Origin of the sequence: Marinobacter sp. KM021 (assembly GCF_050707965.1) — a bacterium.
Taxonomy (GTDB): domain Bacteria; phylum Pseudomonadota; class Gammaproteobacteria; order Pseudomonadales; family Oleiphilaceae; genus Marinobacter; species Marinobacter shengliensis.
This window is the reverse complement of the sequence record NZ_CP136129.1, coordinates 950,035-970,948: the sequence shown is the minus strand read 5'-3', so window position 1 is coordinate 970,948 and position 20,914 is coordinate 950,035. Positions and strand designations below refer to the sequence as shown.

19 protein-coding genes are annotated in these 20,914 nt (G+C 58.1%); 5 read left to right on the top strand and 14 right to left on the bottom strand.

Features of this window, described 5'->3' with window-relative positions:
- Window positions 1-48: 48 nt before the first annotated feature.
- The 9 genes from prpF to RVM24_RS04545 all read right to left on the bottom strand — a co-directional run bounded on the left by prpF (window position 49) and on the right by RVM24_RS04545 (window position 12,160).
- Window positions 49-1,227, bottom strand: a complete 1,179-nt coding sequence (prpF, locus tag RVM24_RS04585; protein WP_061331060.1) for a 2-methylaconitate cis-trans isomerase PrpF — start codon at window positions 1,225-1,227, stop codon at window positions 49-51.
- Window positions 1,224-3,848 carry a Fe/S-dependent 2-methylisocitrate dehydratase AcnD gene (acnD, locus tag RVM24_RS04580; protein ID WP_230715226.1) on the bottom strand — a complete coding sequence of 875 codons (2,625 nt, stop codon included), beginning with the start codon at window positions 3,846-3,848 and terminating at the stop codon, window positions 1,224-1,226. The genes prpF and acnD overlap by 4 nt, the downstream gene beginning before the upstream one ends.
- A 5-nt stretch (window positions 3,849-3,853) precedes the next feature.
- Complete coding sequence (gene prpC, locus RVM24_RS04575; RefSeq protein ID WP_431475018.1) at window positions 3,854-4,987, bottom strand: bifunctional 2-methylcitrate synthase/citrate synthase; 1,134 nt, start codon at window positions 4,985-4,987, stop codon at window positions 3,854-3,856.
- 293 nt (window positions 4,988-5,280) lie between these two features.
- Window positions 5,281-6,168 carry a methylisocitrate lyase gene (prpB, locus tag RVM24_RS04570; RefSeq protein ID WP_431475017.1) on the bottom strand — a complete coding sequence of 296 codons (888 nt, stop codon included), beginning with the start codon at window positions 6,166-6,168 and terminating at the stop codon, window positions 5,281-5,283.
- 18 nt (window positions 6,169-6,186) lie between these two features.
- Window positions 6,187-6,867, bottom strand: coding sequence for a GntR family transcriptional regulator (locus tag RVM24_RS04565; RefSeq protein ID WP_058089623.1), 681 nt, complete (start codon window positions 6,865-6,867; stop codon window positions 6,187-6,189).
- A 78-nt stretch (window positions 6,868-6,945) separates the two neighbouring features.
- Window positions 6,946-9,060, bottom strand: a complete 2,115-nt coding sequence (mdoH, locus tag RVM24_RS04560; RefSeq protein ID WP_374812784.1) for a glucans biosynthesis glucosyltransferase MdoH — start codon at window positions 9,058-9,060, stop codon at window positions 6,946-6,948.
- A complete protein-coding gene (locus tag RVM24_RS04555) occupies window positions 9,047-9,310 on the bottom strand; it encodes a hypothetical protein (protein WP_230715236.1) in 264 nt (87 codons plus the stop codon). Before RVM24_RS04555 ends, mdoH begins: the two co-directional genes overlap by 14 nt.
- Window positions 9,311-9,323: 13 nt before the next feature.
- Window positions 9,324-10,862, bottom strand: coding sequence for a glucan biosynthesis protein G (locus RVM24_RS04550; RefSeq protein WP_374812782.1), 1,539 nt, complete (start codon window positions 10,860-10,862; stop codon window positions 9,324-9,326).
- 89 nt (window positions 10,863-10,951) lie between these two features.
- Entirely contained in the window at window positions 10,952-12,160 is a 1,209-nt protein-coding gene (locus tag RVM24_RS04545; RefSeq protein ID WP_374812780.1) for a ShlB/FhaC/HecB family hemolysin secretion/activation protein, read from the bottom strand.
- 317 nt (window positions 12,161-12,477) lie between these two features.
- Between RVM24_RS04545 and galU the strand changes: the two genes are divergently transcribed.
- Window positions 12,478-13,314 carry a UTP--glucose-1-phosphate uridylyltransferase GalU gene (gene galU / locus RVM24_RS04540; RefSeq protein WP_072677462.1) on the top strand — a complete coding sequence of 279 codons (837 nt, stop codon included), beginning with the start codon at window positions 12,478-12,480 and terminating at the stop codon, window positions 13,312-13,314.
- Between the two features lie 18 nt (window positions 13,315-13,332).
- Here galU and RVM24_RS04535 read toward each other — a convergent pair whose 3' ends face one another.
- A complete protein-coding gene (locus RVM24_RS04535) occupies window positions 13,333-13,749 on the bottom strand; it encodes a helix-turn-helix domain-containing protein (RefSeq protein WP_058089618.1) in 417 nt (138 codons plus the stop codon).
- Window positions 13,750-13,868: 119 nt separating this feature from the next.
- Between RVM24_RS04535 and RVM24_RS04530 the strand changes: the two genes are divergently transcribed.
- On the top strand, window positions 13,869-14,735 hold the full coding sequence (locus RVM24_RS04530; RefSeq protein WP_431475016.1) for a RibD family protein: 867 nt from the start codon (window positions 13,869-13,871) through the stop codon (window positions 14,733-14,735).
- Here the strand turns inward: RVM24_RS04530 and RVM24_RS04525 are convergent, their stop codons facing one another.
- From RVM24_RS04525 to RVM24_RS04510, 4 genes are read right to left on the bottom strand one after another with little or no spacing between them, the layout of a single operon-like run.
- Window positions 14,736-15,698, bottom strand: coding sequence for a lysylphosphatidylglycerol synthase transmembrane domain-containing protein (locus RVM24_RS04525; RefSeq protein WP_431475015.1), 963 nt, complete (start codon window positions 15,696-15,698; stop codon window positions 14,736-14,738).
- Complete coding sequence (locus tag RVM24_RS04520) at window positions 15,695-17,626, bottom strand: glycosyltransferase family 4 protein (RefSeq protein WP_431475014.1); 1,932 nt, start codon at window positions 17,624-17,626, stop codon at window positions 15,695-15,697. Before RVM24_RS04520 ends, RVM24_RS04525 begins: the two co-directional genes overlap by 4 nt.
- Window positions 17,613-18,011 carry a 6-pyruvoyl trahydropterin synthase family protein gene (locus RVM24_RS04515; protein ID WP_061331049.1) on the bottom strand — a complete coding sequence of 133 codons (399 nt, stop codon included), beginning with the start codon at window positions 18,009-18,011 and terminating at the stop codon, window positions 17,613-17,615. Before RVM24_RS04515 ends, RVM24_RS04520 begins: the two co-directional genes overlap by 14 nt.
- A gap of 9 nt (window positions 18,012-18,020) precedes the next feature.
- On the bottom strand, window positions 18,021-19,004 hold the full coding sequence (locus tag RVM24_RS04510; RefSeq protein WP_431475013.1) for a zinc-dependent alcohol dehydrogenase: 984 nt from the start codon (window positions 19,002-19,004) through the stop codon (window positions 18,021-18,023).
- Window positions 19,005-19,115: 111 nt separating this feature from the next.
- On the opposite strand from RVM24_RS04510, the gene RVM24_RS04505 reads away from it, so the two are divergent.
- From RVM24_RS04505 to RVM24_RS04495, 3 genes are all read left to right on the top strand, one after another.
- Entirely contained in the window at window positions 19,116-19,850 is a 735-nt protein-coding gene (locus RVM24_RS04505; protein WP_431475012.1) for a CDP-alcohol phosphatidyltransferase family protein, read from the top strand.
- Window positions 19,840-20,430 (top strand): YceI family protein, encoded by a 591-nt coding sequence (locus RVM24_RS04500; RefSeq protein ID WP_431475011.1) that lies wholly within the window; start codon window positions 19,840-19,842, stop codon window positions 20,428-20,430. The genes RVM24_RS04505 and RVM24_RS04500 overlap by 11 nt, the downstream gene beginning before the upstream one ends.
- A 138-nt stretch (window positions 20,431-20,568) precedes the next feature.
- On the top strand, window positions 20,569-20,868 hold the full coding sequence (locus tag RVM24_RS04495; RefSeq protein WP_431475010.1) for a hypothetical protein: 300 nt from the start codon (window positions 20,569-20,571) through the stop codon (window positions 20,866-20,868).
- The last annotated feature ends 46 nt before the right edge of the window (window positions 20,869-20,914 follow it).

Sequence of the window (20,914 nt, the reverse complement as noted above, 5' to 3'; positions counted from 1 at the left end):
TGGAATGTGTAAAATCCTTCAACACCTCACAGGTCTGACTGTAACGAATCAGAAACAGTCGCCGGGCACCCTCACCCAGCCTTCCATGATAATCCGCGCGCTGCGGCTCATGATGGCTTTGGTGGCGGTCCACTGGCCGTTAACTTCTTTGGCTTCAGCACCCACACCCAGGGTTCCGGAGGGGTGACCAAAGGTGACTTCGGTGCGATCTCCGCCGCCGGCCGCCAGGTTCACCAGGGTTCCGGGAATGGCGGAGGCGGTGGCAATGGCCACGGCAGCGGTGCCCATCATGGCGTGGTGCAGCTTGCCCATGGACAGCGCTCGAACCAGCACATTGATGTCTGCCGCGTTGATCTGCTTGCCACTGGACGAGACGTAATCCACTGGTTTGGCTACAAACGCCACTTTTGGCGTGTGCTGGCGGTTGGCGGCTTCGGCGACGTCCTTGATCAGCCCCATCTTTACCGCGCCATGGGCACGAATGGTCTCAAACATCGCCAGTGCTTTGGGGTCGCTGTTGATGTCGTTCTGCAGCTCGGTGCCTTTGTAGCCGATATCTTCCGCATTGACGAAGATGGTCGGTATACCGGCGTTGATCATAGTGGCCTTCAGGCTTCCGACGCCCGGTACTTCCAGGTCATCCACCAGGTTACCCGTGGGGAACATGGCGCCTTCGCCATCGGCCGGGTCCATGAACTCGATTTTCACTTCTGCGGCCGGAAAGGTCACACCATCCAGTTCGAAATCGCCGGTTTCCTGCACTTCACCGTTGGTGATGGGTACATGGGCCACGATGGTTTTCTGGATGTTGGCCTGCCAGATACGCACGGTACAGATACCGTTGTCTGGAATGCGGTCTTTGGCGACAAAGCCGCCGTTGATGGCGAAGGCGCCTACCGCAGCTGTCAGGTTACCGCAGTTGCCGCTCCAGTCTACGAACGGCTTATCGATGGAGACCTGGCCAAACAGGTAGTCCACATCGTGGTCTGGTTGGGTTGGTGCCGCCAGAATCACCGTTTTACTGGTACTGGAGGTGGCGTTGCCCAGGCCATCGATCTGCTTTTCGTAGGGATCGGGGCTGCCGATGACTCGCAGCAGCAGCTTGTCCCGTGCTTCGCCGGGCACCTGGCAGGGCTCCGGCAGGTCTTGCAGGCGGAAGAACACGCCTTTGCTGGTGCCGCCACGCATGTAGGTGGCGGGGACTTTTATTTGTGGGGGGAAGCTCATGCCGCCCCCTCAGAAGCCAGGAAGTCCTGCGCAAAGCGTTGCAGTACGCCGCCTGCGGTGTACACGGTGACTTCTTCCGCCGTGTCCAAACGGCAGATCACCGGAACACGGTCCACTTCGCCGCTCTTGCGGTGAATCACCAGTTCCAGTTTGGCGCCCGGTGCAGCCTTGCCTTCCACATCGTAGGTTTCGGTGCCGTCCAGCTGCAGGGTGTGGCGGGTGGTGCCTTCCTCGAACTGCAGGGGCATGACGCCCATGCCGATCAGGTTGGTGCGGTGAATGCGTTCGAAGCCTTCGGCCACAATCGCTTCCACGCCCGCCAGAGCAACGCCCTTCGCCGCCCAGTCACGGGAAGAACCCTGGCCATAGTCGGCACCGGCCACGATGATCAGCGGCTGCTTGCGCTCCATGTAGGTTTCGATGGCTTCCCACATGCGCATGGTCTTGCCTTCCGGCTCAACACGGGCCAGGGAGCCCTGCACTACTTCGCCGTTCTCGTCCCGAACCATTTCGTTGAACAGTTTCGGGTTGGCCAGAGTCGCGCGCTGGGCGGTCAGGTGGTCACCACGGTGGGTGGCGTAGGAGTTAAAGTCCTCCTCCGGCAGGCCCATTTTGTGCAGGTATTCACCGGCTGCCGAGTCCATCATGATGGCGTTGGACGGCGACAGGTGGTCGGTGGTGATGTTGTCCGGCAGGATCGCCAGCGGGCGCATGCCCTTGAGTTCCCGCTCAGCGGCCATGGTGCCTTCCCAGTAAGGCGGGCGGCGGATGTAGGTGGACTGCGGGCGCCACTCGTACAGCGGGCTTTTGGCCTGCTCGGCCGCATCCAGGTTGAACATCGGAATGTACACCTGCTTGAACTGCTCCGGCTTCACAAATTCGCCCACAATGCGGTCGATTTCTTCATCAGACGGCCACAGGTCTTTCAGGGTGACCGGCTTGCCATCCTTGCTGTAACCCAGGGCGTCACGCTCGATATCAAAACGCACGGTACCGGCGATGGCGTAGGCCACAACCAGGGGCGGAGACGCCAGGAACGCCTGTTTGGCGTAAGGGTGAATCCGGCCGTCGAAGTTACGGTTACCAGACAGCACTGCTGTGGAGTACAGGTCGCGATCAATGATTTCTTTCTGGATTTTCGGATCCAGGGCACCAGACATACCATTACAAGTGGTGCAAGCGTAGGCCACGATACCGAAGCCCAGCTTTTCCAGTTCCGGCAGCAGGCCAGCTTCTTCCAGGTACAGGCGGGCAACCTTGGAGCCCGGCGCGAAAGAAGATTTCACCCACGGCTTGCGCACCAGTCCCAGCTCGTTGGCTTTCTTGGCCACCAGGCCGGCCGCCACCACGTTGCGGGGGTTGGAGGTGTTGGTGCAGGAGGTAATGGCCGCGATGATCACCGCGCCATCGGGCATCAGGCCCTTCTTCTCTTCTTCCAGGGCCTTGTCCAGGTTAACGGCAATGCCACGGTCGTGCAGATCGGAAGTGGCTACGCGGCGATGCGGGTTGGACGGGCCAGCCACGTTTCGCACCACGGTAGACAGATCAAACTCCAGCACGCGCTCGTACTGGGCTTCGGTCATTTCCGTGGCCCACAGGCCGGTTTCTCTGGCGTACTTCTCTACCAAGTCTACCTGCTCTGGCTCACGGCCGGTCAGTTTCAGGTAGTCGATGGTTTGCTCGTCGATGTAGAACATCGCAGCGGTGGCACCGTATTCCGGAGTCATGTTGGAAATGGTGGCACGGTCACCGATGGTGAGGCTGGACGCACCTTCCCCGAAGAATTCCAGATAGGCGCCAACCACGCGCTCCTTACGCAGGAATTCGGTAATGGCCAGCACGATATCGGTGGCAGTGATGCCCGGCTGGCGCTTGCCAGTCAGCTTCACACCCACGATATCCGGCAGGCGCATCATGGACGGACGGCCCAGCATCACGGTTTCCGCTTCCAGGCCACCCACGCCCACGGCGATAACGCCCAAGGCGTCAATGTGCGGGGTATGGCTATCGGTGCCCACGCAGGTGTCCGGGAAGGCAATCGGATGACCGTCTTCGTCCGGGCGGTTCTGGATCACCGGAGACATTTTCTCCAGGTTGATCTGGTGCATGATGCCGTTACCGGCTGGAATCACGTCTACGTTCTTGAACGCGGTGCGGGTCCAGTTGATGAAGTGGAACCGGTCTTCATTGCGGCGGTCTTCGATGGCGCGGTTCTTTTCAAACGCGTCCGGGTCAAAGCCGGGAGCCTCAACGGCCAGGGAGTGATCCACGATCAGCTGGGTTTGTACCACCGGGTTCACTTTGGCGGGGTCTCCGCCCTTCTCTGCGATGGCGTCACGCAGCCCGGCCAGGTCCACCAGGGCAGTCTGGCCGAGGATGTCGTGGCACACTACCCGCGCCGGGTACCAGGGGAAGTCCAGGTCGCGACGGCGTTCAATCAGCTGCTTCAGGGAATCGGTAAGGGATTCCTTGTCGCAGCGGCGAACCAGCTGCTCAGCCAGGATCTTGGAGGTGTATGGCAGCTTGGCGTAGGAGCCGGGCTGGATAGCCTCCACCGCCTGGCGGGTGTCGTAGTATTCCAGGTCGGTGCCTGGAAGGGGTTTTCTGAATTCGGTGTTCATAATAATCAGCTCCGCTCTTCAATCGGCAACCAATCCTGATGCTCAGGACCAGTGTAGTCCGCGCTCGGGCGGATGATGCGGTTGTTGGCGCGTTGTTCTTTCACGTGGGCGGTCCAGCCGGATACCCGCGACATCACGAAAATGGGGGTGAACAGTTCGGTGGGGATGCCCATGAAGTGATAAGCAGATGCATGGAAGAAGTCGGCGTTGCAGAACAGTTTCTTCTCGCGCCACATGACTTCTTCACAACGCACAGAAACCGGGTACAGCACAGTGTCGCCTACTTCTTTCGCCAGTTTCTCGGACCATTGCTTGATGATGGCGTTGCGCGGGTCGGATTCTTTGTAAATGGCGTGTCCGAAGCCCATGATTTTCTCTTTGCGTTCCAGCATGCCCATCAGGCCGGCTTCGGCCTCTTCCGGCGTCTGGAAACGCTGGATCAGTTCCATGGCCGCTTCGTTGGCACCGCCGTGCAGCGGGCCACGCAGGGAGCCGATGGCGCCGGTTACGCAGCTGTGGATGTCAGAGAGCGTGGAGGCACAGACGCGGGCGGTAAAGGTGGAGGCGTTGAACTCATGCTCCGCATACAGAATCAGGGAAACGTTCATTACCCGCTCGTGCAACTCGCTGGGCTTCTTGCCGTGCAGCAGTTCCAGGAACAGGCCGCCGATGGAGTCGCATTCGCTGTTGGCGGTGTCGATGCGCACGCCTTCGTGGGCGAAGCGGTACCAGTACGTGATAATCGCCGGGAAGGTGGCCAGCATGCGGTCAATTTTGTCGTCCTGCTCGCTGAAGTCTTTTTCGGTTTCCAGGTTACCCAGCATGGAGCAGCCGGTACGCATTACGTCCATGGGGTGAGCGTCTTTGGGGATTTGCTCGAGCACCAGTTTCAGGGCGTCTGGCAGGTTGCGCAGGCTTTTGAGCTTGGCTTTGTAGGCGTCCAGCTCGGACTGGTTCGGCAGTTTGCCGCGTAGTAGCAGGTAGGCTACTTCTTCGAACTGGGCGTTGGCGGCGAGATCGGTCACGTCGTAGCCGCGGTATGTCAAGCCGGTGCCGGTTTTGCCGACGGTACACAGCGCGGTTTCGCCAGCTACCTGGCCTCGCAGGCCTGCGCCACTAAGTTTCTTTGCTTCAGCCATGTTGGTCTCCCGTTGTTTCTGATTTTTCTGTTGGGGTTCTGTCCCCAGGGTCTGACCCCGAATGGGGTCTGACCCACTTTTGCCCGTTGATGCAGGGACTAGAACCCATTGCGTCTATCGGGTCTGACCCCGAATGGGGTCTGACCCACTTTTACCTCGGTCATTCTCCGGAGTCAGCTGTTCCAAAATGGGGTCAGTCCCCATTCGGGGACAGACCCCTTACTCCGGAGTCAGCTGTTCCAAAGTGGGGTCGGTCCCCGTTCGGGGACAGACCCCTTGGGACAGCCCCCTTATTAGTCCTTTTTCTGAGCAAACAGCTGGTCCAGCTTTTGTTCGAAGTCGTGGTAGTTGAGGAAATCGTACAGTTCCATTCGGGTTTGCATCAGGTCTACCACGTCTTTCTGGTCGCCTTTTTCCAGGATGTTCTGGTACACGGCCAGGGCGGCTTTGTTCATGGCGCGGAAGGCGCTCAGGGGGTACAGAACCATGGCGGCGCCGGCTTCGGCCAGTTCGGAGCGGTTGTACAGCGGGGTGGCGCCGAATTCGGTGATGTTGGCCAGGATCGGGGCGTCGATGGCTTCGGCGAAGGCTTTGTAGTCGCTCAGTTCGTGAACGGCTTCGGCGAAGATGCCGTCGGCACCAGCTTCGATGCAGGCTTTGGCGCGGTCGATGGCGGCTTCCAGGCCTTCTTTCTGGAAGGCGTCGGTGCGGGCCATGATGAAGAAGTCTTTGTCCTGGCGGGCATCGGCAGCAGCCTTGATGCGGTCGACCATCTCTTCTTTGGACACAATCTCTTTGTTCGGACGGTGGCCACAGCGCTTCTGGGCAACCTGGTCTTCAATATGCACAGCCGCAGCGCCGGCGCGTTCCATTTCACGAATGGTGCGGCCGATGTTGAACGCGCCACCCCAGCCGGTGTCGATATCAACCAGCAGCGGCACTTCTGTGGCGGCAGTGATGCGGCGCACGTCTTCAACAACGTCGTTCATAGTGGTCATGCCCAGATCCGGCAGGCCATAGGAGGCGTTGGCGACGCCACCACCCGACAAATAGATGGCCTGGTGCCCTACCCGCTCCGCCATCATGGCGGTGTATGCGTTGATGGTACCAACGATCTGCAGTGGTTGGTTTTCTTTCAGGGCCTTGCGGAAACGAGCGCCCGGGGAGAGTTGGTTAGCCATGGGACATTACCTCTTGGATCAGATTGTTAACACGCCTTGCTGAATCTTTTGTTCGATATTCTGGCGTGCGGCATTGATGTGTCTTTTCATAAGGAATTCGGCGAGTTCGCCATCGCGCTGGGCAATGGCTTCGACGATACGGCGGTGTTCACCCAGCGCCATGTGTGGGCGCCCGGCGGAGGTGCTTAACCGGTAACGGTACATGCGCACCATGTAATACAGATCACCCAGCAGCATCTGGGCCAGCTTGGTGTTGCGGCTGCCGGTGGCAATCCGGTGGTGGAAATCGTAGTCACCCTCGGCCTGGTAATAGGCCTGGCCCTGGGCTTCTTCAATCATTTTCTCGTGACTATCCAGTGTAGCTTTCAGGTCGCGGATTTCCTCATCGGTCATCCGTTCGGCGGCCTGGCGGGCAGCCAACCCTTCCATAACTTCACGAATTCGGTACAGCTCCAGCAGCTCTTCAGCACTGACAGATACCACTTTCACACCAGCATGGGGCCGGCGCACCAGCAAACCACGGGACTCAAGGCGGCCAAGCGCCTCTCTCAGGGGACCACGGGTGAGATTAAAGCGGGAGCAGAGTTCGACTTCGCCGATCTTTTCACCGGGCGCAAGGTCACCCATCACGATGGCGGTTTGCAGACAATCAAAGGCTTCATCTGCACGAGTATGTACTTGAGCCGGAGCTTGAACCATGTTTTGTTAACAATCCAATGAGTGATGCTGGTGAAATTACGCCCAACAACCCGGATTGTCAACAATAGAACCTCTATCTTAAGTCGTATTGTCTACAGTCTGGTTGAGTCGCCTTTCTACAAACGCCTGTACGCGTGCGCCCCAGAACGACGAAACCGGAGCATTCCAAGCACATTTATGCAAGTCAGCAAGAGCCTGGGCATCCTCCAGGGCAAGAGAAAGCGCCTTCTTATCCATCGTCGGGTAGCCGGATTTCACGCATTGTTCGACGGCTGCATCTATCGATGCCCGTTTCGCCCCCCGGGCCTTGGGCCGGGCAAGGTGCCGATGAAGGCGGTTCGCCGGCGGCACAATGATCGCCCGCTCCAACGGTGTCAGTTCCTGATCCACGGACAGCCGTTCTCGCAACTTCCGTGCGTCTTCCAGTAACGGGATCGGGGTCAGGGTGTCTGGTATCTGTAACAGGTGATATCGCCCCAGAGCTTCTCCTTTGCTGATCCGACTCAGCCAGACCGTCGTTGGTGCCGCCAGTATCAGCGGTACCGAAACAGGCAAGGACCAATAGAAAAACATAGGGTCGAGTGCCATCGCGAACAATGACCAACCACCACCAACCAGAAAACCTGGCAGATGCTGTACCAGCGCATCCCGCCAGCGAATCTCTTCTGTTCGGTTCTGGGCCGCCCAGCCCAGTCGGAGGTTTAACAGTGCCGAGACAACGAATCGGCTATGGGCCAACATCCGGATGGGCGCCAGGAGCACGGAAACCATGATCTCCAGAAAAACACTGATCAAAAGGCGCGCCCCCCCTCCATACCTTCTCAATTCGCCTTTCAGGACGACATCCGCAACGGCCAGAAACTTTGGTATAAAAAGAAGGGCCAGCGTACTGGTCACAAGGAGAATCGCCCACTCGGGCCGCCACTCGGGCCATAGAGGGAAAAGACTTTCATGACCGTCCGGGAAGTAATCTATCGGAGCCAGGGTAAGCTGTACGGCGGCAATCGTGGTCAACACCAGAAAGGCCAGCCACAACGGCGAGGCCGCGTAAGCCATGATGCCGTTCAGGAACGCCAGACGGTGAGCCATTCGGAGCTTCGGGGCCAGCAGCATAAGGAAGGCATGCTGCAGATTTCCCTTCGACCAACGCTGATCCCGGGCAAGCTCATCATCCAGTGTTGGAGGGGATTCTTCATAGCTATGGGCCAACGTCGGTTCCAGCCACACTTCGTATCCGGCCCGCCCCAGAAACGCCGCTTCCACGAAATCGTGGCTCATGATCGGCCCGCGCCAGATGCCAAACCCTGACAACTTACGCAACCCACAGTGAGACATGAATGGCGCCACGCGAATGATCGCGTTGTGGCCCCAGAAGACCGCATCGCCCATCTGTATGGCCGCCAGCCCGGTGGCAAACAACGGCGAGTAGAGCCTGCTGGCGAACTGTTGAATTCTGGCGAAAGCCGACTGGCCGTTAATCACTGTCGGTGCGCTTTGCAGGATGCCAACCCTTGGCTCAAGGTTCATCAAACGAACCATTTTCCTGATGGTGTCGCCGGCTAACAGGCTGTCTGCATCCAGAACAACCATATATTCATACCCTCGACCCCAGCGACGCAGGAAATCTGCGACATTACCGCTTTTGAAGTTCAGGTTAACCCGACGTCTACGGTAAAAAATCCTCCCCTCTGCCCCCAGCTCTGTTACCAACCGGTACCAGGCGGCCTGCTCCTCCAGCCAGACCTCAGGGTCCTGGCTGTCCGACAGGATAAAGAAATCAAACTGGTCGAGCTCTCCGCTGCGTTCAAGATCCCGGTACACGGCCTTGAGGCCTTCCAGAGTCCACCTCACCGGCTCGTGATAGATCGGCATTACCACAGCCGTCCGGGAAAGCGGCGCTGCGTCAATTTCAGGGGAGGAATGGCGGTTAATCAGGGAGTGTCGGTCACCACCCAACAACCGGAGAACAAAGCCGTATACCGCCATCCAGAAACCAAACGAAATCCAGACGTACAACAGGGCGAAAAGAAGGACGATACCGACTTCCACGGGCGTGCCCCCATGGTAAGGCAGCACCTGCAGAAGCAAATTGCCGGCAATCAGGGTCTGGCCGCCAACCAGCAAGATCAGCACACACCGCCTGACCGCTGCCCGCAGACGCCACGTTCTGCACTTTTGCTCAGGATGAGCCATGAGCGTAGTACCCGATACTGCCACGCTGGAATGGTGGGGCAACCTTGGGCAGTGCGTCCTCCGCAATCCGGAAGTAATGAGGAATGCGTTCAAGGAGCCAATCAAAATCCTCAGGCTGTGCGGCCGACTGCTGTAAATCCGAGAGCATCTTAAGGGCAATGTCGAACGTGGCGGTATTCAATTCCAACCCACAGGCTTCAAGGTACACAAGCAGGCGCCCGAGTAACTGATACTGGTTCATGGCATCCATACCGTTCCCCCTGTTATCGCTGACTTCCCGGCCCGGCACCTGGCGGTAATGAGTAAGTCCAGGTTTCGGTGACCACCTGGTCATCTAACTCCAGATAACCGCGCAACTGCAGAATACTGTCTTTCGCAGGCCTCGCTAATATCGACAGGCGCCACTTATTCTCGGGCTGCACCCATTCAACAAAATGCTCGAGAACCTCGACACCATCGCCACCTGAGACCTTGCTGACCACCGGTGCATCGGGCTCGATGTCCGCAAGCTGGCCGCCTGCAAAGTCCACCAGAACACGGTAAGCACCGGACTGATCACCACCGCCAATGCGATCACCGGCGCCGATGAACGTATTGACAGCCTTCCCGCCCGGATGGCGGGCAACATCTGGCCCACCGAATGTCATGGAATACTCAAGCGACCGCTCTGCCCCACCGGTAACCTTATCGTCGGGACTCCAGAACGCCACTATATTGTCGTTGGTTTCATCGTCGGTCGGGATTTCCACCAAGACAACGTCACCCGCTCCCCAGTCATCGTCCATCGAAACCCAGGCACTGGGACGGCGCTCGTAACGGGCTTCCAGATCTTCAAAATGGCGGAATTCCGTATCTCGCTGTATCAGCCCGAATCCGGCAATGCGACTGGTCTGATGGAAACTCGTGGCAAGTCTTTTGGGATTGATAAGTGGGCGCCATAGCCACTCTCCGGATTCGCCGTCGTGAATGAGCAGGCCATCGGAGTCGTGTACTTGCGGTCGCCACTCGCCGTCAGGTCGCGGAGTATTTTCACCATAAAAGAACATGGAGGTAAGCGGGGCCAGTCCGAGCAATTCAATGTCGTCACGGATAAACAGCCTGGCTTTCACATCAAGTCGGGTCTCTTCTCCTGGATAGACCGTAAACTGGTAGGCCCCGGTCAGTGACGGACCATCAAGCAGGGCGTAAACCCGCATCTCTTCGCTGTTACGTGCAGGGCGCACCAGCCAGAAGTCTGTGAAGTCAGGAAACTGCTCACCAGAAGGCAATCCGGTGTCAACCGCCACACCTCGGGCCGACAAACCAAAGGCGGTGTCCTTGCTGACACCCCGGAAGTAGCTGGCCCCGGCAAAAACCAGAAACTGGTTGGCGATGTCCGGGCCATCGAAAGGAAAGGTTAGTTTGAAGCCGGCGTAACCGAGATCTGCGGGTACCCGCTTGCTCAACTCACTATCGGGCATGTTGAACAGGCTTTTATCGAATTCCAGCTTGCTGACACCTTCGGCATCCACAACGTATATATTGACCGGGCGCGTGTAGAACTTCCCGGCCGGAACAAGCATTACCTGAAACTTCGATGACGCCTCTTTCCACAGGTTTTTCTCGGGATCAAACCGGATCGACTGATAGTCCTGATAGCTGAGATTCCGCATAAAATCCGGGATGGTGTCGGGAGCCTGGTAAGCTGAACCAGCCCGTTCACGAGCCTGCTCCACCACGTCCTCAAACCGGAACTCGGCTGCCGTCACTGTGGTGAATGACATCAAACCCAGAACCACAAGCCATACTGTCCCTGAGCGCATAGATCCTTCCTCAGTCCACGGGTGATTACTTCAATCTAGCATCAGGGCGGAGGGAATCTACAAGTGACAACTTCGTAAGCGATCAGACACTATATTTTTAAGCTCATGGAAAGTCGCACATCCGGGTGGTCTGGAACGACAATGGCTTCGGTGGTTGTTCCAAGTACCCGGCCAACGCTGACATCAGCACTGAACTTGCGAGCAGTAAGGCCGAGGGACAATTCCCCGGACGTGACGTGGCCCGACTGGTCCTGCTGGAACGATACGTCGGGAACCCAGCCCCGCAGCACCGACAGCCTGACACTGGACAGCATTTGGGGGAAAAACGGCACGTTAAAGGTGGGGCTGCGGCTACCGAGCCGCAGCCAGCCACCCTCCGCCACACTCAGGGATTGGCCGCTAAAACCCGTCGAAAGCGCTGAGCCAGCAACCTGCAGACGGTGAGATCCGGGAATGTCCGCAGAAGCAATTTGATATTGCCCTTCAAGATCCCATTGCCAGTCCAGCATTTCCCGGTCCAGGGACGCCGTAAACAACATTCGCCCGAACTGATCGTCCTGGGAATCCTGATAACCAACCGCCGTGCGTTCCGCCTCTGTCTCAATGCCAGTGACAGCCCTGAATCCACTGGAGAGACTGAAGCCGCCCACCAGGTCATGGCGCCCCAGGGCTTCAAAGCCCAGGGTGGATACCTCGTAGTGATTTCTGTGGTTTTCATCGCTCTGCCGGGTCCACGAACGGGTTACAGAGTTATACCCTGCCCGCCCCCGGATACTGTAACCGCTGACGGAGAACAGCGGCCGGCTTCCGGTTACGGCCACGTCGCGAATTCGGCCGGCCTTCTGATAGCGGGCCCCCTCAACCCTCGACACTTCATCATAGGCGGTGTTGGTCAGCTCCATTCTCAGCTGGTTGCGCCCCACCGGCAAGCCATAGCCAAACCCAAGGACCTTGCGCTCGTTACTGACTCGATAAGTCTTGGAGTCCGCGTATCGAAGATCAGCCCGATGACTTTCACCGAACATATTCTTCAACCCAAGGTTCAGCGTGCCGTCAAGGCGATCTGAATCGTCGTTGGTACGTCCTGAAAACTCGAATTTCGACCGTAGCCAATGCTCGCGGGTGGCTTTCAAACGGTCCTGAGCAAACAGGGCTTCCTGGGTGCTGAGAGCATTCTGCTCGGAGAGTGAAAGCTCGCTGGCACCCCCCTGCACCGAAAATACAGCCAGTGCGCACGAAAACAGTGCAATGGAGCTCAGTTGAGGGCCGTGCCGTTTTGCGACCAGCGGATGTGCCATTCAGTACCCGTAGAAGTGTCAAGATCGTGTAAATGTGCTGAAGCTTTGCCACTTTAAATTATGGAGAGCCGGGCAACCACCCTTGTCATCATAATTTTACAATTTTAATGTTTACTTAAATCAGTGTCTTAGTGCGCCAACTGAAACTATTTTCGAGATATTTCAATCGCTCAGCGGAAGTAGGAAACCGGTCACAGAATTACCAACAATCAACATTCAGAAATGAAACCCTCCAACTCGCGAAACAACTTGGTTACACTTGGCACACTTTGTGGGACGGCTCCCAGCATGCAAGATTCAAACTAAGGATGAACACCATGATCAAAAAGTGCCTTTTCCCGGTAGCCGGCTACGGCACCCGCTTTCTCCCGGCCACCAAGGCCATGCCGAAAGAGATCCTGCCAATCGTTAACAAGCCGCTGGTTCAGTACGGCGTAGAGGAAGCTGCCGAAGCCGGAATCCACGAATTCGGCTTTGTAACGGGCCGCGGCAAGCGTGCTATCGAAGACCATTTCGACATCAGCTACGAGCTTGAGCATCAGATTGCTGGCACGGGGAAAGAAGGCCTGCTGACGTCGATACGCGATCTGATCATCAACAACACCTTTGCCTTCACCCGTCAGAACGAGATGAAAGGCCTGGGGCATGCCATTCTGACTGGCCGTAACCTGGTGGGTGACAATCCGTTTGCAGTGGTGCTGGCAGATGACTTTTGTGTGGGGCCAGAGGGAGAAGACGGCGTTCTGGCGCAGATGGTGAAACTGTACAACCAGTTCCGCTGCTCCATTGTGGCCATCGAAGAAGTGCCGCAGGATGAAACCCACAAGTATGGCGTTATTGCCGGCGAATCCATGAAAGATGGCCTCTACCGCATTACCGATATGGTTGAAAAGCCGGCTCCGGAGGACGCACCCAGCAACCTCGCCATCATTGGCCGGTACATTCTGACACCGGATATCTTCGATATTATCGAACGCACCCCTCCGGGCAAGAACGGCGAGGTCCAGATTACCGATGCACTGCTGGAGCAAGCGAAGAACGGTTGCGTACTGGCGTACCAGTTCAAGGGCCAGCGTTTTGACTGCGGCAGCATTGACGGCTTTGTGGAAGCCACCAACTACGTTTACGAGAATATCTACAAAAAAGGCAAGTAACCTGGCTTACCGGGGCGGTTAACGCCCCAGCAGCTGAAGGACCATGCGCCGGTTTTCCGCGGTTGCCTTGCGGAACCGGCGCAGCAGTTCCAACTCTTCCTCTGATAGCTGCAATCGGTTCAGCTCCCGCTCCAGCTCTTTCAACGCGACAGACAAATCATCGCTGTTACTGAACGCCAGCCCCGGCAACTCCAGCTGACCGCTGTCACCGCCATCATCCATATCCAGCAGTTGATCCAACGGCGTTTCGGTTTTCAGACACACATCCAGCAGTTCACTGACGCCCGGATAGCTCCGTTGCTTGGGATCTGTGGCCTCCCAGCTGCCTACCCGGGCTTCGTCCACTCCGCACATATTGGCCACATCCGCCAAAGACAGCTGCCCGGTCTGCCGGAGTTGCCGCAAGCGGCGATGAAAGGACTGCAGGTACCGCATAGCTCAGTGTCCCTGAAAAATTGGCTGGAAAAGTGAATCAATCCGGAAATGTATCGTACATATAGCTTTGCACACAATCTGCCTATACTGAAACCACAAAACCAACAAACGGGAACGCCATGGCCACCCTGGATACAGACACTGCCTGGAAGCTCATACTGAATGCCAGCAACCGCAGCAATGTCACCCTTCCCCTGCCGGGAACCAGCCAACCCGCGCTGCGGATTAACGGCAAGAGCTGGGAGTTGGTGCATCAGGCAACCGAAGATGCCAGGAATCTGATATCGCTGTTCCTGCCCCTGTGCCAGCCCATCAAGCGCCCGGCGGGTAACCATGTGATTGGTCAGCTTGGTCAGAGCCTGGACGGCCGCATAGCCACCGTAACCGGTTGCTCCCGTTTCATTAATGGTGACGACGGAATCACCCATCTCCATCGTATTCGTGCCCTGTGCGATGCGGTCGTGGTTGGCGCCGGCACCGCCGCCACAGACAATCCACGCCTGACCGTACGCCGCGCGAATGGGCCCAACCCGACAAGGGTGGTGATCGATCGCCATGGCCGGGTTCCTACCAGCCACCACCTGTTTACCGACAACGCAGCACCCACACTGCATCTGGTTGCCGGTGAATACGACCCGGCCCAAAAGCCCGCCCGCATCGGCCAGGTAACCACTGTTCCCTGTCTCGGGGCTGCCGACGACCCTTCACCGGTGCCACCGGAGCATATTCTTCAAGTATTACAGGACTACGGACTTCGCAAAATCTTTATTGAGGGGGGCGGTGTAACCGTTTCATCCTTCCTCAAAGCAGGGCTGTTAGACAGACTTCATGTCATGGTGGCTCCGATGATCATCGGCAGTGGCCGGCCGGCATTCTCGCTGCCGGAAATCGACCAACTGGATGATGCCCTGCGCCCGCGGGCCCAGCTGGTTAATCTGGGCAGTGACATGCTGTTCGACCTGGCCTTCGAGAGGCGCTGGAATTGATCAGGCGCGTTTGAGAAGCACCAGCGCCCCCGGCCAGCTGGCCAGGAAGATCAACGCACCGTAGCCAATACTGATCGCCACCCCCTGCTCTGCCGGTAACCCAACCGCGGGCCAAAGCAGGGCGGCTGCGCCTTCACGGACACCCCAGCCAGACACCGTTATTGGGACCACCATCGCCAGAAGCAATAGCAGACACAGGGCTGCGGTCAGAAAAAGGCTGCTGGCATCGGCCGCTAATCCCATTCCAAACGCCAACAAGACAAACACCGTTAAATAGGTGCCCAGTACGGCAAGGGAAGTAAACAACTGCACCGAACCATTGCGCCAACCTGCAAATGCCCGCTTGAGATCGGCACCCAGGCGCCCAAGGTACCGCCGCAGTGAGGCAAGCCGACCACTGACCCACAGCAGCCAGGTTCCAATGCCCACCAGCAGAGGAGGAAACAGCCAGTATGCCGGGTTCAGGGATATCCTGATGGGCAGCGGTTGACTGCTAAAAGCGTCCACACGCCAAAGCACAACCACAGCGAGCAAGACCACCGGAAACAACACCAACTGCCCGGACAGCCGTTCAAGGACAACCGCATGAACCGCCGAAAGCTGCCCCGAACGCTCAACGGCGCCCTGCCCGTGGGCCCGGCTGTGTCTCCAGGCCCGGTTCACATCGCCCATAACGCCACCCGGCAGCACCTGATTCAGAAAGGTGGCCAGGTAATATTCCCGAACGGCAAAGGTCATCGGCACAGAAACACCTAGCCTGCCGGCGGTGTAACGCCAACGCCAGGCGGACAACACCACCTGCAGGACAGAAACCGCCAGGGCCAGGGCGATCAGTGAGGGCGGAATGGATCGGAGCCTGGCTATCAAACCGGACAGGTCCACAAACCGTAACACCAGCACCAGGATAATAAGGGTCGCAGCCCACCGAAGCAGCAGCTTTGGCCATGGCCGCTGGCGCATCATGCCGGTAAACCTGAGTCGGGTAACCCGAGTAGGTCCAGGTGATCAACCACCACCCGCAGTTCGTGACGGGCCAACTGATCCTGCCGGTCTGCCAGCCAGGTTCTGATCTCAGCCTCCGCAGCCGGGTTCTGCTGGCAGGCGGCATCCGCCCAACCAGTCATTAGCATGGTGATCAACTCAGTACTCGCGCCGCCCTGGCCCGGGCTGAGATGCCATTGGCTCTGCTCTACCGTGACGGTATAACCTGCCTCACGCAGCCGTTTCTCCAAAACCCCGGTTGCTTCGGGACCCAATGCCGCTCCGCTGCCTTTATCGCCATGCTGGTGCTGATTCACCAGCTCCTGTACCAGGGCGTCGGAGGCATGGGAAGGCGCCAGGTCAAAGTGCCCGCTGTAGCTAATCACTACCAGAACACCCGCCCGCCTTCGCACCACGGCACTGGAAAAGGCACGAAGCCAGTGTTCTGAGACCAGGTCTATCAGGGCCGATGCCGTGATCAGGGTGGCATCCTCTGGCAATAGCTCATCCAGGTTGTGCGGGGTTAGCTCCCGCATCATGGGAGCCGCTGGGGCGTCCAGTGCCCCAACCCGATGGCAGGCCAGCCCCAGCAGATGCTGATCCGGTTCAATCAATGTCCACCGCTGGGGCACCGGCAAACGGGGAATCAGATAACCAGGGTTAGAGCCCCGCCCACTGCCTATATCCACCAGATGCAACGGATCACCGGCCGGTTTTCCAGCGGCTTTCGTGTTGTATTCCACAGTTAGCCAGTTTGCCAGCGCATCCGTCAAGGCCCGGCTTCTGGCGGCATGATCCGCGGGCTCCCGGGCTTCCAGCCACTGGCCAGAGAATCTTGCAGGATCACCCTCGTCGCTGATGCCCAGACTGCCGAGGAATTCCCTTGTGGTATCTGACCACTGGCGAATATCTGACCGATGGGCCCGCGCACGTCGCGCCAGATCCGAAAAATCTGCGGTATTCGTCAGGAGATTGCGAAGTTCTGACGCCAGGACCTTCGCATTGCCAGCCGGAAACTTCCGGGCTCCGGGTTTGCTGGTAGTCAACGCCAGCGCGCCGCCATCGGAAGACAACACCGGCAAACCCGCGGCCAGGGCTTCATCGATGACCATGCCATAGCCTTCGTAGAGCGACGGAAACACGAACAGATCCGCCCGGCGGTAGGCCTCCTCCAGCGCGGGTTCCGATAGCTCTCCCAGAAGCTGAATACGATCAGCCAGTCCGTGCCGGGCGATGGCACTGCGAACGGCCAGCGCATAGTCCGGATCACGATCCTCCGCCCCCACCAGGGTGCATTGCCACGGCAGTTCCTGCAAAGTGGCGAGGGCATCGACCAGTTGGTGCTGCGCCTTACGGGGGGATAGATGCCCCACGCACAAGAGCCTCATGGGCTTGTCCAAGTGGTCGCGCTCCATCTGGAAGAACAGGGCGTCCACGGCCGGCTGCGCCGTCGTAATCTTCCAGGACGGCACACCATAATCCTGCTGCACACGGCGGGCAGTGTACTCACTGGTCGTGACCACCCTGCTGACCTGGGCCAGGGACTGCCTTTCAGTTTCCCGAAACCAGGCCTGTTGCTCCTGGGATAGCCCGGTCTCATCCGCCAGCGGGTGGTGTACCAGCGCCACAAGCTGCAAGCGTGTGCGGTGGCGCTCCAGCACGTCTGGCATGGCCCCCATGGCTAGCCCGTCAAGCACCACCAACGTGTTGTCCGGTAAAGACGTCAGGAACTCTTGCATGGCATCGGTAGCTGTTTGATCCGGTCTCGGAAAGCACCCAGCGAGCCCCTGAACCCGCGCGTTCACCCCGGCCTGGCGCGATGCCGCCACCAGGCGCTGCACATATCGGTACCCACCGGTGTTCTGGTCAGGATCACCGGGAACCACAAACCATAGGTCAGATGCCGGCATGGTAACTGGCCCAGGCCAGGTGCGACTCGCCCAAAGTCACTTTAAGGCCGGCAACCTGCCGGCCCTCTTCACCAAGGCGGCCAGCATGGATGGCAGCAGCCATGCGATTGAACACGACTTGCGCCATGAATTCCGTGGTGGTGTTCCGGCCTTCGAATTCGGGCAAGTCGTCCAGATTCTTCATGTTGAATTCCGAAAGCACCTCTTTCAGCAGGTCAGACGCCTGGCCAATATCCACAATCAAATCGTTATCGTCCAGCACGTGTCGCTCGAACGTAACGTCTACCACGTAGGTGGCGCCATGGAGCCCTTGGGCCGGTCCAAAGATTTCCCCTTTAAAACTGTGAGCAATCATCATGTGATCGCGAACGGTCAAACTGAACATAGTGTTTCCTCAGGAATAGGTAATTCGATGGCAGAGCGCATCCCCTGCTGGTGATAATAAAGTGCTGGCAACCGCAGGAAGTTCGTCAAACCGGGATTCGCCGCTGATCAGGTTGTCCAGCTCAGGCGCTCTGAGCAACTGAAGGGCAAGCTCAAGCCGCCGTGCATAGTTCCACCGGGGCTGTCTGCGTGGCGGAATCTGCCCTACCTGGCTGGATTTAAGTTCAAGGCGGTTAGGATGAAAGGCATGGCCAAGGGGAACCGTGACCGGTTCGTTGCCATACCAGCTAAGCTCCACAATGCGAGCTTCCGGCCCGGCCATGGACAGGGCTGATGATAACCCCTCGCTCCGGCCGGATGAATGAATCACCAGATCGCAATCACGGGCCGAGGCCTCGGTTGTGAACGGAATCCCCAAAGCCTTGGCAATGTCAGCCCTGGACTCATTGGTATCGACAGCCAGCAGCTGGGTGCCGGGAATCTGTTTGACCAGCCAGGCCACCAAAAGCCCGACTACCCCCAGGCCAACCACGGCAACCCGGTCGCCTACAGCGGGCTCGGCATCCCAGAGACCGTTAATGGCGGTCTCCATATTGGCAGCAAGAATGGCGCGCCCCGGCGGCAGATCGTCTGGCAGTACGGTGACGGCACTGGCCGGCACGCGGTAGTGCCTCTGGTGGGGATAGAGGCAAAATACCCGCTTACCCATAAGGTGCTCTGGCCCGTCCTGCACTTCGCCAACATTGGCATAGCCATACTTGACCGGAAACGGAAACTGGCCCTCCTGAAAGGGTGCGCGCATTCGATGGTATTCGCCCTGTGGAACCCGATTATTGAATACCAGTGATTCCGTGCCCCGGCTGATCCCGGAATACAGCGTGCGCACGGTGACAATCTCTGCCCCGGCACCGTCAGGCCATCCCAGAGTCGCCGGCCGAAGCTCCCCCTGGCCCCGGGCAGTCACCCAAAACGCCTGATTCCCTGATGACGTCATAAACAGTCCATTCTCTTGTTATCTCCGTAAGCAAAAGCATCTACCCCAAACTATAGTCATAGAACGGGGCCTAACACACGTACCAGTCAGGCTATACGGAAACGCTCGGATATGGATTCGATTCGCCCGGCAACATTTCAGATTCCTGCCGCTGTGAGGGAGCTTGGTTGGGCTGCCCTACTGCTGTTTTTCGTGTTGCTGTCCGTGCACGAATGGTTCAGCCCTCCCGGCTGGTTCGGTCTGCTGGCGATTTTGATTTTTGCTACCCAAGGCGCCTTGATACTGACTCGATGGCCAGCCAGACAAAACTTCGGCTGGGCAAACCGCACTACCCTGCTTCGATCCATCCTCGTCGTTTCCCTGGTGGCCTGGGCACCGTTTCTGCCAGCTGCCGATTCTTCCGCGTTGTGGATATACGGCGTGGCCTGCCTCATTGCGCTGATCCTTGATGGCGTGGATGGTAAGGTGGCCCGGGCCACCAACAGCAACAGTGAGTTCGGCGCCCGGTTCGACATGGAACTGGATGCTTTGTTTATCTTCGGCTTATGCGTTGCCACGATGGCTATCGGAAAGGCCGGGCCGTGGGTATTAATGCTTGCCCTGATGCGTTACGCGTTCTTGGCCGCGAGCCATTTCCTGACGTGGCTCAACCAACCGCTGCCGGACAGTTTTCGGCGCAAAACCGTATGCGTATGGCAGGTTGTTACGTTGATGATCGCCATACTTCCGATTACCCCCACCGGGTTTGCCAGCACCACACTGGCCATGGCACTGGGCCTACTGGCCTGGTCGTTCGCGCTGGATATCCGCTGGCTCTACCAAAGGAGACAACACTATGAAAACTAAACTTGCCACCGCAACCCTGACAGCCAGCCTGCTCTCCACCGCTCCATTGCTGCAGGCAGAACCAACCAGGTTCCAGGTGGACGATGAGCACTTCTCCATGGTCTTTGAGGTGATGCACATCGGCTACGCCCCGGTCATGGGTATGTTTCGCGAGGTAAAAGGCGAATTCGTCTATGACGAACAGACCGGGGAGCTGTCATCCGGTGAACTGGCCTTTAAGGCGAACAGCGTATTCAGCAATCACGATAAACGGGATGATCACCTGCGAAACAAGGATTTCCTGGACACCAGAAGGCACAAGGACATCACCTTTACTGTGACCGGCTTTGAACGCACGGGAGATAACACAGGCGTCGTCACCGGCGATCTCACGCTTCTGGGCAAGACCAACCCGGTGGATGTGGATGTCACCCTCAACAAGGCTGACGTATATCCCTTCGGGCACGAAGAGTACACACTCGGCCTCAGTGCATCGACCGTGATCAAGCGAAGCGATTGGGGCATGACCTACGGAATTGACGAAGGCATGGTCGGCGATGAGGTAGTACTGCGTTTCGCGTTTGAGGCGATCAAAGACTAACCCCAACACGTGATAGCGATCACACTTTAGAGTGAAAGTGGCGCATTGTCGGACAACTTTCATGCCGGTTACGACAAAACTGGCTATGGTTACTCTTTAACCAAAAGCAGTGAAATAACAATAAGAAGGTGATTCTACATGCCTTACAAGACACTGATGGCCACCGCCGTAGCGGTGGCCAGTATTTCAGGTACTGCGTGGCTGTTGTCCGCAGATAACGACGGCAAGTTCCGTTGGCTGCCTTTCGGCAGCCAGTCTGATCATCAGGAAGCAAGCGCCATGGCGGGAGGCCCCACGCCAGCAACGAGTGAGGTCAACGGTCCGGTCGCGCCTGCGCCCTCTGACAACGCCCTGGGGTTCATGCTCGCCAGCGTTGCAGACGACTACCAGCGAAGCGCCCGCTACCCCGACTACTCGGTACCATTGACCACCGCCTAGGCTGAAGCTTACCAGGGTAACCGGTACCACCCGGTTGAATTGCCAC